We start from the raw sequence: 12,831 nt of genomic DNA, 5'->3' as shown, positions 1-12,831 counted from the left end.
CTATCAAGAGCAATTAACCTACGCTCATTTCCAATAAATTACACTCTTTTCGTAACTTCTAATTGCAAAGGTACAAAAAATAGTATGATATTATGTTTTTTTAGCTGAAAACATCATAGCATGTAGACTTTTTCATGTTGCCATGTATTACAAGGCTCGCATTGCAAGTGTCAAAGTGTCACTGGCATAGAAAGCGCCAGCTCCGTGTAATCGGCCTTGGTTTTGTGCGCTTTTACGTTGATGCCGATGTTCAGGCATTTGAGTTTCGTGAAGGTGTAGTGCACACCTATCTGCTCATAATAGGGAGTTTCCACCTTGTTAGCATTGTCACCCAAGGCCCTAAAAAGATAGTATCCCAACGACATGTCAAGTGAGAGGTTATGATAATACACACGATGTTTCCCCGAGACACCCATAGACCACGGACTATGCTTGAGACGCAACCCGTCCCGTTCGTCCAACTGTCTTACCCTGTTGGCATACGATACGAGAAAGACGTCCACGCCAATGCCCGATGCCCATCGCCGCGCGTAGCGCCTCATGAACGATGTTTGCAACGAGTAAGTGGGATAAACCTTGAAGTTCGGCGTGCGGTAATTGGGAGCGCCGGGTGGCGTTCTGAACTGCGTGAGCTGCCAATCTTCGTGCAGCGTCTTGACTCCCACACTGAAAGTGAAGTCCATGAAACTAAAAGGCGTGAAAGGTTGTCGCGCGCATGGTTTTCCGGGGCGGTCCAACTCATCATGACAAGGCTCGTACACCACCCCCACGGATGGGCCCAGAACGTTGACGCCCTTGTTTGGGCGGTTCATCGCGCCGTTACTATGATGGTAAAAATCCACGCCGGCACGCACTCCCCACGCCCTGTCGAGGTAGTAGGTGGCATGCGCGCCCGCGCCAAAATAGATAAGCCATCGCGAGCCGATAAACTCGTTGTCTATGGCATTGTAGGTGTTGTATTTCGATTTGGTATACCCCACCCCCGTTGCCAACGTATAGTCTATCCGCCAATGGGGTGTTCGAAGGATGGCACGCTCAAACATAGCGTAGAGCGTCACGGTATTTCCCAACCGCGAGGTATAATCCACCGGCCGCAACAAACCCCATGCCGCATCTTTCTCACGCCGCATCGTCACACCGTGGTTTAGCGCATATTTCAAACCAACCGAAAGAGCCGGATACCCGAAGTCTTTCGCGTAAGCGTCACTGTCGCCAGGCAAAACTGCATAACGCACCGCCGCGTCAAAGGCAATGGCAAAGTTTCCTCGCAGCCACTTTCGCACATATTGGTCAGCTCCAATAACCCATCCAGGCTGCACGGTCAAGCCCGCGCTCCAATGTTTGCAATCGGTTGTGTCGTTTTCATTGGCACTCACGGATAGCACGGAAAACACGCTCATCAAAAAAAAGGCCATAACTTTCATTGGGCAACAAATTTAAGAAAAAAATCCATCAAAAGCCGTATATGTGCATGGATTTTGTACCATTAATGCATACATACGAACCATACAGCTTATCACTCTCTTCACTTTACATTCCGTTTGGCAAGGCTTGTCACATGTCATCATATATTAAATAAACGCGTTTGTGGTTAAAAAAAACAAACAGAACGCAACAATTTTACTCTTAAGCCGTCTTTTTCATAAATTTGGCTTACCTTATTAGCATAGCGTGACAATAATACAATAGATCATCAAAAATATAAACAGACATGAGAAAAACAGTTTTAATAATGACCATGATGACTGGCGCGCTGCTCATCTCGAGCTGTGCCAGCAAGAAAGACTTGGTGAATTGCCAGAACGAGAACCGAGAGCTTACCGGCAATTACCAAGACGCCAAGGAGCAATTGGCCGCCGCAAAGGCGCGCGTCACCTCTTTGGAGGACCAGTTGGCGCAGCAAAAGAGAGACTACGCCGCGCTGCAACAGAGCCTTGACAAGAGCCTCTCGAACACCACGGACAACAACATCAACATCTCAAAATTGGTGGACCAAATCAACGAGTCGAACCAATACATACGCCATTTGGTGGAGGTGAAAACCAAAAGCGACTCGCTCAACATGGCGCTTACCAACAGATTGACACGCTCTTTGAGTCGCGAGGAAATGAAAGAGGTGGACGTTCGGGTGCTTAAAGGCGTGGTATACATCTCCTTGGCAGACAACATGCTCTACAAGAGCGGCAGCTATGAGATTAACGACAGGGCTGAAGAGACCTTGAGCAAGATTGCCAAGATTATCATGGACTACAAGGACTATGACGTGCTCATCGAGGGCAACACTGACAACGTGCCCATCAACACATCCTCAAAACTGATGCAAAACATACGCAACAACTGGGATCTCTCAGCCCTGCGCGCCTCGTCGGTGGTGCAATACCTCATAGATCATTTCGGCGTGGCTCCCAAACGCCTCACCGCTGGCGGCCGTGGCGAGTTCAACCCGATAGCCTCCAACGACACGGAGATTGGCAAGCAGCGAAACCGCCGCACCCAAATCATCATCACGCCTAAACTTGACCAGTTCATGGACCTTATCGACAAGGCTCCCGAAGAGAAATAATTTAAAATTGGGTTGTCACCGGAGGGTTACAACTTAAACAGCCAAGCAACACGCAGGGGCACTTTGGTTTAAACCAAAGTGCCCCTGTATATTTTAAAGCTAATGGCTTAAGGTTGTCGGCATAGACACGTCGAAGCCCTATGGGGATATCCATTACACACAATTTGGATGGCGCCACGGCTTGGGTCTCGCTTGAGAAACGGCAACGAGAAGCAGGCACACCGCCACCGCCTTGCCTGTTGGCTTTGGAAAAAACGCCTTCTATCGCGGCGCAAATATGGCACAAAGCCCCACCGGTCGAAAAGCCACCGTCTCGCCATTTCGGTACACCAAGGGACACTCCTCGCCCTCAACACTCTGAGCGCATGGCATAGCTACCACCCATCCAACGCATGAGAGCCTTGACAAAGGCACTGGCGGAGCGCAGGCATAAAATGCGGTATAAGGCATACGAGAAGAGCCAAGGAAGACGGCCTTGGCACCAAACCAATGGCTTTCTTGCCTTTTTCTCACTTGTCCACTTTAATCGTGGGTTGATATGGGGCAACATATCGGAACGAGTCCATGCTAATCACGCGACCGTCCCTAAACCCGATGATGATGACATCATAATCGCCAGCCATATTCATGTTTCTGCGATATTCCCACTGTTCCAACCCCTCTTCTGTGAACCTACGGTATTTGGGTTTGCCCCTCATGACCTGGACGACCTCCTCGTATGTTTGGCCGCGGCGCAAATTGCCAACCACTTGTGCCGTGTCTCTCATCGTCAGGATAGAGCATGAGCTAAGCGTCATGACCATGGCAAGCGTCACTACTATGTGTTGAAAAAGATTTTTTCGCATGGTTTATATAGTATTGTTTATTACGCAGACAAAGATATAAAAGACATACCAAACTCAACGGCAGCAATCCCTACAGGATATTAGGGAATACCCTAATAAAAAAGAACTGGTCGCGCCAACGGCTATAACCAACATGAGCAGCGTGTATCGCGGATGATTGGAGCACGACACTCACATGGAAAAATTCGCGACACAATGGGGCGACATGCGAATGTGTCAATATAAAATCACTAAATCAGGGGGTTCATAAACTTGGTGTTCTACAGAAAAAATCATAGCGTAAAACCTTTTTTTGTACCATGGAAAGACAAAAAAAGAAAGTCGAAAATGCGAACAATGCCTAAAGGCTGCGCGAATAAGTGCTAAAGGCGATGCGTTTAGGCAGCATACACTTCACGTTTAAGTTCGAATCGCATGGTAATTGATACCTAATCGGAATAGGTATAGAAAACTTTTTTGCCAAGAAAAACACTCTGGAGAGTATAATCTGGTGGCAATTAACACATTGAGGAAAACTCGCGAAAACAGCGTATTTTGACAGATAGATTTATCATTTGAGAACAAGCCGCTTACGAGCGACCGTTTGTCGGATATTTTCAAAGAGTTATAGGGTAGCCTTGGCGTGTTGTTAGGGGCACAAATCTATGCGTGACGGCGACGCTCACGATACCGTCAAGCCAAAGACAAACCGCTCGTCCTTTAATCTTATCTCGGCGATATTGTAGCGAATAAATCGAGCGAGCTTCTTGATGACCTTAAAACGGCCAAGGCCTGAAAAGCGCTCCACGCGGTTGAGCGTAGCGTCCGGGCGCTGTCGCAACGTATTGGTGAGATGGGGTTCGTCGTCGTTATAGGCCATGACCACGGTTGAGGCCCTGTCCTGTTTCCACATTCCCAAATGTACAGGCGATGCCACAATGCTCTCGTCGGCTACACGAACGTAGGCTATTTGTTGAGCGCGACCTGTTGCAATGGCGTGATTTTTCTCGTTCGCGGCTGGCGTGGCGGCCGCACCTTGAACTTGGCAAAACCCTCGCCATACACGCCTATCACATTGGTCTGGGTGACAAATGCCTTGGGGTCTATCTCATTAATGATTGAGAAAATGACGCCACTCTCCCTGCGCTTGGCCATCACGAACAGCATCTTGACATCGCGCCCGGTATAGAAACCGTGCGCCTCTATGACCGTGGCGCCACGATGTGGATACAGGGCTATACGCGAAGCGATATCCTTGTACTTGTCGGAAATGATAAAAAACTGAACGCTGCGGTGCATGGACTGCACCACTTGGTCTACGCAAAAACTCGTCACCAACAGTACAACATAACCATATATCACTTTCTCCCAATTGTGAAACACCAAATAGGTGGACGATATGATAACAATGTCGATAAGCATGATGACGCGACCAAGGCTGATGTCGCGATACTTGTTGATGATTGCGGCCACGATATCGGTGCCGCCCGTGGAACCCCGGAAAGCCAATCCCATCCCGATGCCCGAACCGCAAAAGATGGCGCCGATAATGCTGGCCATGAAAGGCTGGTCGTGTAGCAGGCTCGATCCGGCCGTGGCCTTTTGCACCACGGTGGTCATCAGCGTAAGGACAATGACACCAAATATGGTCTTGATGCAGAATTTGAAACCCAATATACGCAACGCGATGAGCAGAAGAACGGCATTTACAAAGAAATAGGTGATTTGGACAGGAATGCCCACACCCCAAAACACCACGGAGGCAATACCCGGCACGCCACCCGTGGCAATGCTGTTTGGCAGAAGAAAGATATTCCAACCGATACTGTAAGACAGCATGGCTATGCCAATCATCAAATAATCGCGTATCTCGTTGATAGTCTTTTTCTTATCTAACATCATGACACAAATCTTAAATTATAGTTTATTCGCTGTCGCAAAGTTAGTGATTAATATTGAAATAAAATGCGATTAAGGACTAAACTTGCAATTAAGTATTGTTCTAAAAATTAGGCACGCCAGCCCTCTATTTCGTTCTCGAGGCCAAAACGTTGAGCGACGGAACAAGAGAGGCGAGCTTTACGACTTGACGCTAATACGTTTTGAAGCAAATAGCGACAAAAACGATGACAAGAAATAATGTGAGCATTCTACATAAGCGGTTTTTCTTTGCGACATGGCCGCTTTACGACCTTTGCCCGAAAATTTACGCATACACTCAACGAAACTCATGACAGGAGCGGCGACAAACGCCTGCCCAAGCAAACTTTTAAATAGAAAAGCCCTTGTACGACACCAACATACAAGGGCTATTTGCCGGAGAGAAAGCCGACGACCACTGGACGCTTACGAAACCATTCGGTATATTTGGAAAAACTTAAGGCTCATATCCTTTTTTATAGTAGCAATAATCCCCCTCGCATTCACATATTTTCTCCCAATTCTCTTCAGAATCTATGTCGCAAATTTGTGCATCAGTATGATCTAACCCCAAACTGTTGGGGTTCGAACCCGCAAGTAGCTGACACTCGTCCAGAATGCCTATTATCATCACCTCCGGCCGAAGGTATTTCCGTTTTGTTGTCTCTTTCATATCGTTATTTGTTTTATAATGTACAAACCATGTATCCAACGACACCATTTGCCTCCGCCACGAGCAAGCAGGCGCAGAGACAGGCCATAGAGGCTTTGCCGCTCTTAGGCGGGCACGCAAAGCTCAGACATCTACTTTTTCTCCATTTCCAAATGGAGAATAACAGCCTACGTACAGACATGGCGACAGCGCCCCCGGCCTTTCTCGCGAAGAAGAAAGACAAGAGAAACGAGTCATATCCCGTATTGTAAAAAGATGTTAAATATAAAAAGGGGGGGGGTAACATAACTTAACAACCGACCCATGCAAGCCTTCGTTAGAGTCTCACCACCAAAGCTACAAACGTCTTGAGCGAAAGGCCCGTGTTCACATATGAAAGAAATACGCATGGTGTTGTTTAAATGTTCGCTATCCAATTGGCATGCTCTTAGGCACGCTTGATTCTTCTGAAAAAAACAATATATTTTTGTTTCTGGTTGCAAAGGTAGCAATTTTTGGGAACAAGCCGTCATTTAAAGCAAAAAAAGCAAATAAAAAAAATCAAACAACTTGAACAAAACTCTGTCATGAGCTTGCGTCAAGCTGTTTGATGGCATAAGAAATCTTTGTGAAAGATATTTGTGTCCGTAGATATCACGCCGCCCCCATCGGCTATCCACGGTTAGAACTCGAGCACCATGACCGCGCGGTCTGCCATTGGCACGTCCTTGGTCAAGTCAACTTGCTGGCCGGTGAGGATGTTTTTGGCCGTGGCGTGATTTGCGATTACCTCGGCGTAACGTTTCACCGACATGACATTGTCACCCCTCTTGCCATTGAGCGCGACAAGCACCGTCCTCCCTTGATACTGGCGAGCGATGACGTAAACGCCATGAAATGGGATGAATTGCGTTTGGCTGCCCTTGGTGATAACCTTGTTGGCTTGACGCCAATGCAGCAAACGGCTGAGCCATGAGAACATGTCGTTCTCCGCCTTGGAGCGGCCCTTCGACGTGAAACAATTGTGGGTGTCGCGGGGAAAGCCACCGGGGAAGTCCTCGCGCACATACCCATCGTTCACCTCCTTGGTGCCGTTCATCAACACTTCGGTGCCGTAATACAGTTGCGGCGTGCGGTTTATGGTGAGCAACAGGGCCAACGCCTGTTTTAAAGCCGGCACATCCATGCCCTTGCCAAGGAAGCGATCGGTGTCGTGGTTCTCTATAAAGGCCATCACGGAGGATGGATTGGGGTAGAGATAATCATACACCAAGCTGTTGTATATACGGTTATACCCACTCCACCATGCGTCCGTCTCCTCGTTTTTGGCTTTGTTCAACTTATCGAAAAAGCTGAAATCCATCACCGTCTTGAGATAACTGTTCACATCTGACAGTTTGGAATTTTTCTGCCAAGCGGCCGTGTAGGCGGGCTCAGTGACCCAAGTTTCTCCAACGGTGTTGAAATTGGGGTACTCCGTATCGATCGTTTTCATCCATCGCGCCATGGCCCTGCGGTCGGCATATGGGTAGGTATCCATGCGTATGCCATCTATGCCGGCGGTCTCTATCCACCAGATACTATTCTGTATGAGATATTTCATCACGTGTGGGTTGCGCTGGTTCAGATCGGGCATGGATGGCACGAACCATCCGTCCACAGTCTCTCTCATGTCTACCATGGACGCATATGGGTCGAGAACGGGCGTTAGCTTGTAGCTCGTTTGCAAGTACTTGGAGTTAGTCTTGGCGCCATTGGCCATGCCGGTTTTGCTGTCGCGCCCACTGTCGCGCCCATCGCGAAGCCATTCGGGGCAGTTGAACCAATCGGGGCTGGGCATCTCCGATATCCAAGGATGCTCCAAGCCGCAGTGGTTGAAAATCATGTCCATGACCACTTTCAGCCCTTTTTCATGCGCCTCATGGATGAGTTTTCGATACTCCTCGTTTGTGCCGAAGCGAGGGTCCACCTTGTAATAGTCTGTCGTGGCATATCCGTGGTAGGTGCTGAAGCCGTTGGTGTCTGGCGAGTTGTTCTCCAACACGGGCGTGAACCACAGCGCCGTCACACCCAGCTGGTTGAAATAGTCCAAGTGTTGGCGTATGCCCTCGAGGTCGCCGCCATGCCTCAGGCTCGGCTTGGTACGGTCGCAGACATATTTGTTCATGCCTTTTATCTGGTCGTTCTTGCCGTTGCCGTTTGCGAAACGGTCGGGCATAAGCATGTATAACACGTCGGCATTGGTAAATCCCATGCGCTTATCGCCACTCATCTCTCGTTTTTTCAGCTCGTATAGCACTTTCTTGGTGGCATTGCCCTTGGCCAGCCTTAGCGTCATGACACCCGGACGGGCGTCGCGCAAATTGAGATAAACGAGCAGGTAATGGGCGTTAGGAAGGTGCACAACGCTGTCCACGCGCGCGCCAAGGTAGTCTGTGGTGACCTCCACGCCGTCCAGATCATCACCGTAGAACATGAGTTGCAAACTTGGGTCTTTCATGCCCACATACCAATTGGTAGGGTCTACGCGTGTCACTTTGACTTTCGCGTTCATGCTAAACGTTTGCATTAAAAGCCAAAAGAAGAATACCACTCTTTTCATATCGCATTAATTTGTCGTTTTTGTCTTCAGTATCATGGCCGACTGGGCAGGCACTATCGCCATGCCAGCATCCTCGTCAACAAACAGTTTCTCCGTTCCGGTAACGTCGATAACACCGTCATAACACAGCACATCGTACACGCCATGCGGCAATCGAACCTTGCGCTCGGTCTTGTTGGCATTTAGCAGCACATAGATATAGCTACGCGTAGGTTCGTCCAACACCCGATAGGCCACCACGCAAGGTTGCGTTGGCAAGAAAAACAAGTCGCGACGAACTGCCTCCGCGGTGCCCAAACGGAAAGCCTTGAACTGCTTGCGCAGCGCGATAAGGCCCTTGTAATAAGCGAACACCTGTGGGTAACGACGCAAATTATTCCAGTCAAGATGGTTGATGGAGTCGGGAGCGTTAAAGCTGTTGTGCACCCCTTTCTTGTCCCGGAACATCTCTTCTCCACTCAACATGAAAGGCACGCCCTGCGACGTGAAGACCACCGTCTGCGCCAAAAGGTTCAGCCTGATTTGCTCCGCGGTCGTGAGGTTTGGCACGCTGGCCCTCAAGCGGTCGTTAAGGCACATGTCATCATGGCAACTCACGTAGCTGATCATTTGCGTTGGCTCCGTCGCCCACGGCTCCTTGGCGTAGTTCACCCTATCCATGTCTACCTGCGGATGGGCTATAGCGCCAGCTATGCCATATTTTACGCTCTCTTCCTGCCCGGCGACTCCAGCGAGAAACGCCCCCTTGCTATCATCAGAGAATGGCCCTCGAAGCGCGTCGCGCAACTCGTCGCTAAACGCGCCGATACGTGGCATCTTTCTCATATTGGCCTTGAGCGCCAACTTCTCTGCCGGGTAAGCGCACGAGCCGGCGCTCCACCCCTCTCCATATATATATATGGAAGGGTCTATCTTGTCCAACTCCTTGCGTATGAGGTTCATCGTCTCAATGTCGTGCACGCCCATAAGGTCCACCCTGAAACCATCAATATGATATTCCGTGGCCCAATATCTCATGCTCTCGATCATGAACTGGCGCATCAGGGGTTTCTCCGAAGCTGTCTCGTTGCCGCACCCGGAGCCGTTAGAATAAGTGCCGTCCGCATTCTTTCGATAATAATAATCGGGGTAAGTGCGTTGGAAATTGCTGCCGTCTATATCGAAAGTATGATTGTATACCACGTCCAAGAAAACTTTGATACCGGCCTTGTGCAACGCCTGCACCATCTCTTTGAACTCGCGCACACGGGTCGTGGGGTTGTAGGGGTCGGTGGAATAAGAACCCTCGGGCACGTTGTAGTTGAGTGGGTCGTACCCCCAATTGTATTGTGGGCGGTCCAACTTGGTCTCGTCCACCGAGGCGTAATCAAAAGATGGCAGGATGTGCACGGCATTGACACCCAACATACGCAGGTGCTCTATGGCGCGCGGCTCCGTGAGCGCCAAAAACTTGCCTTTGTGACGCAATCCCGATGACGGGTCGATGGAAAAGTCTCGATGGTGCATCTCGTATATCACGAGATCGGCCGGCGACGCCAACGCAGGCCTCGCGTCGCGATCCCAACCTGCCGGATTGGTGTCTTTCATATCAATAACGGCCCCACGTTTGCCATTCACGCCCACAGCCTTGGCGAACGTTCCAGGCGTCTCGCCTTTGCCAAGCGACGGTATCTGGAAAGTGTAGAACTTGCCCCTCCAATCTCCTTTCACCGACTTACTCCATCTATCGTTGCCAACACGCCTCATCGACAGGGTCTTGATTGGCTTGCCCCCCAACGCATCGTCATACAATTTCACCTCCACGCGCTTGGCGCTGGTAGGGGCGTTGAGGTTGAAAACTGTGGATTTCGGACTATAAACCATCTCGTCGAAAGTCTGCGCGCACATGGGCTGACCTATCAAAAACGAGAGGATTCCAGCTAAAAAATTTTCTCGTATCATATTTTTTTTATTATCTTTAAACAGCGCAAGTACATTCATTCATCCCTTGGGGGCAATCGCCTCCATGCTTGTCGCTCAATCCCGAAGAGCTTGGCGGTTCGCCATCCCTCCTCATTTCCATCTATCCCATATCGTCATCAAAGGGCTTTCGGCGCGCGTTATTTGGCGAACAACGACATGGCGAAGCCACCGCCGCGGGCTTGTTTTATTTTCAACACGTCGCCACACTTCACCGTCTTGCGCTTGATGGTGTAGGCTTGCGGGTTGGTTTCGTAGTCGGCCGTCTTGCCATCGGCATAGATGGTACACCGATAGGCCTTGCCTTTATCCAAGAAATCAAGCCTTACCACGCTGACATGCCCGTCCTCGTTGCACTTTCCTCCCACGAACCAATTGTCCGTTCCCTTGGCTTTGCGGGCCACGGTGATATACCGGGCGGGTTCCGCCTCGAGGTACTTGGAGTCGTCCCAGTCACACGCCACGTCCCTGATGAATTGGAAAGCGTCGTCAAAACGCTCGTAGTGCTCCGGCAAGTCGGCGGCCATTTGCAAAGGACTGTACATGGTAAGGTATAGCGCCAACTGCCCCACGAGGGTGGAATGTACATAGCTTTTGTTATCGCTCCACTCAGAGAGTTTGGTCGCGAAGATGCCCGGCGTATAGTCCATCGGCCCGCCTTGCAGGCGCGTAAAAGGCAGGATGACGGTGTGGCCGGGGGCGTTTCCGCCAAAAGCCTCGTACTCGCCGCCCCTCGCGCTCTCATTGCCCACCATGTTTGGCCACGTGCGACACAACCCAGTGGGTCGAGTTGCCTCGTGCGCGTTGACCATGATGTGGTGCTTGGCGGCCTCTTTGACAACATACATGTAGTGGTCATTCATGGATTGCGAGAAGTGATGGTCGCCCCTCGGGATGATGTCTCCGACATATCCCGTCTTCACCGCGTCATAGTTATACTTGTTCATGAGGTTGAAAGCGTTTTCCAAATGCCGCTCATAATTTACGGCGCTCGATGATGTCTCATGGTGCATCAAGAGTTTCACGCCCTTGGAATGGGCGTAATCGTTGAGGCCCTTAATGTCGAAATCTGGATAAGGGGTGACGAAATCGAATACGTTTTGTTTCCAATGGTTGGCCCAATCCTCCCATCCTACGTTCCAACCCTCCACCAAAACTTGGTCGAGACCGTTTTTGGCGGCGAAATCAATGTACCGTTTCACCTTGGCCGTGTTGGCCGCGTGACGCCCGTTTGGTTTGGCTTTCGACCAGTCTATCTGGTCAAGTTTGATGGAAGGGAACTCGTCCGTGTAGTTCCATGAGCTCTTGCCGACGATCATTTCCCACCACACGCCACAGTATTTTATGGGGTGAATCCAGCTTGTATCCTCTATCTTGCATGGCTCGTTGAGGTTCAGTATGAGGTTGCTCGACAGCATGTCGCGTGCGTCGTCGCTCACCATCACCGTTCGCCACGGGCTCACGCATGGCGTCTGCAAGCATCCTTTGGCCCCGTATGCGTCTGGCGTGAGCCAACTCTCAAACGTCATAGTCTTGTCATCAAGGTTGAGGTGCATGGTGGAATAGTCCACGCAGGCAGCCTCGTGAATATTGATATACAAGCCGTCTTGGCTCTTCATCTGCAACGATGTCTGCACCCCGGTGGGCGAGAATACTGCCACCGACGAGTTTCCCCAGTTCACAGCGTCGTGGAAGCGAGCCCTGATTTCCGAAAGTTTGCTCTCCTGTGTCTCCTGCTCTTGCGTGTCATAGTCGCCTGGAATCCACCAAGCCGTATGGTCTCCGGCCATCGCAAACTGCGTGTGTTCTTCCTTGATGATAAAATAAGTCAGGCTGTCTTGCCTCGGAAACTCATAGCGCAGGCCCATGCCATCGTCATAAACCCTGAACCTAATGACCATCATTCGTTTGGATGATGGCTGCGAAAGATTGACGGCCAATTCGTTATAGTGGTTGCGAATGGTTGCGGTCTCTCCCCAAACGGGCTTCCATGTCTCGTCAAAGGTTGATGCCTGAGTGTCTTTAACCGTAAACCCATTCATCAAGTCGGTTTCCTTGAGCCCCTTGGAGGCGTGCTTGTCCTTCATGAGTTCCAAACCCAATCGCGAGGGTTTCACCACGGCTTTGCCCTTGTAGGTCATGGAATAGGTGGGCACCCCATTGCCTTGCAGACAGAAGTTGACACATACATTGCCATCGGGCGATTTGACTACTTGTGCCAACAATGCCATTGACAGCATAAAAAACAAAAGGATAAGGTTGATTTTCTTCATGACGTTGTGGTTGAAAGGTATGCCACAAGGGCGCAAAC

Annotated in this window: 10 protein-coding genes; 2 read left to right on the top strand and 8 right to left on the bottom strand. The window is 50.1% G+C overall.

Translation table 11 applies throughout. The features are described 5' to 3' along the window. Positions 1–170: 170 nt before the first annotated feature. A complete protein-coding gene (locus HMPREF1640_RS02260) occupies positions 171–1,424 on the bottom strand; it encodes an acyloxyacyl hydrolase (RefSeq protein WP_036892055.1) in 1,254 nt (417 codons plus the stop codon). A 287-nt stretch (positions 1,425–1,711) separates the two neighbouring features. Between HMPREF1640_RS02260 and HMPREF1640_RS02255 the strand changes: the two genes are divergently transcribed. Next, positions 1,712–2,563: an OmpA family protein gene (locus tag HMPREF1640_RS02255; protein ID WP_036892054.1), complete on the top strand. Its 852-nt coding sequence runs from the start codon at positions 1,712–1,714 to the stop codon at positions 2,561–2,563. A 509-nt stretch (positions 2,564–3,072) separates the two neighbouring features. On the opposite strand, the gene HMPREF1640_RS02245 is transcribed toward HMPREF1640_RS02255, so the two are convergent. The 4 genes from HMPREF1640_RS02245 to HMPREF1640_RS02230 form a co-directional block, all read right to left on the bottom strand. Then, positions 3,073–3,408, bottom strand: coding sequence for a hypothetical protein (locus tag HMPREF1640_RS02245; protein ID WP_036892052.1), 336 nt, complete (start codon positions 3,406–3,408; stop codon positions 3,073–3,075). A 661-nt stretch (positions 3,409–4,069) separates the two neighbouring features. Then, entirely contained in the window at positions 4,070–4,300 is a 231-nt protein-coding gene (locus HMPREF1640_RS02240) for a hypothetical protein (protein ID WP_036892050.1), read from the bottom strand. Between the two features lie 53 nt (positions 4,301–4,353). After that, positions 4,354–5,286 (bottom strand): YitT family protein, encoded by a 933-nt coding sequence (locus HMPREF1640_RS02235; protein WP_369699817.1) that lies wholly within the window; start codon positions 5,284–5,286, stop codon positions 4,354–4,356. Positions 5,287–5,764: 478 nt separating this feature from the next. Further along, positions 5,765–5,980 carry a hypothetical protein gene (locus tag HMPREF1640_RS02230; protein ID WP_036892046.1) on the bottom strand — a complete coding sequence of 72 codons (216 nt, stop codon included), beginning with the start codon at positions 5,978–5,980 and terminating at the stop codon, positions 5,765–5,767. A 29-nt stretch (positions 5,981–6,009) separates the two neighbouring features. Between HMPREF1640_RS02230 and HMPREF1640_RS02225 the strand changes: the two genes are divergently transcribed. Further along, positions 6,010–6,231 carry a hypothetical protein gene (locus HMPREF1640_RS02225; RefSeq protein ID WP_036892044.1) on the top strand — a complete coding sequence of 74 codons (222 nt, stop codon included), beginning with the start codon at positions 6,010–6,012 and terminating at the stop codon, positions 6,229–6,231. 410 nt (positions 6,232–6,641) lie between these two features. Here the strand turns inward: HMPREF1640_RS02225 and HMPREF1640_RS02220 are convergent, their stop codons facing one another. From HMPREF1640_RS02220 to HMPREF1640_RS02210, 3 genes are all read right to left on the bottom strand, one after another. Then, on the bottom strand, positions 6,642–8,561 hold the full coding sequence (locus HMPREF1640_RS02220; RefSeq protein ID WP_036892042.1) for a glycoside hydrolase family 13 protein: 1,920 nt from the start codon (positions 8,559–8,561) through the stop codon (positions 6,642–6,644). Positions 8,562–8,567: 6 nt separating this feature from the next. Continuing rightward, positions 8,568–10,448 carry a type I pullulanase gene (gene pulA / locus HMPREF1640_RS02215; RefSeq protein WP_231565819.1) on the bottom strand — a complete coding sequence of 627 codons (1,881 nt, stop codon included), beginning with the start codon at positions 10,446–10,448 and terminating at the stop codon, positions 8,568–8,570. A gap of 212 nt (positions 10,449–10,660) precedes the next feature. After that, a complete protein-coding gene (locus tag HMPREF1640_RS02210; RefSeq protein WP_036892040.1) occupies positions 10,661–12,793 on the bottom strand; it encodes a glycoside hydrolase family 97 protein in 2,133 nt (710 codons plus the stop codon). Positions 12,794–12,831: the final 38 nt, after the last annotated feature.

The sequence above is a fragment of the Prevotella sp. S7-1-8 genome, from assembly GCF_000758925.1.
In the GTDB taxonomy this organism is placed as follows: Bacteria; Bacteroidota; Bacteroidia; order Bacteroidales; family Bacteroidaceae; genus Prevotella.
The sequence above is the reverse complement of the archived record's forward strand: the minus strand, read 5'-3'. Positions and strand labels throughout refer to the sequence as shown.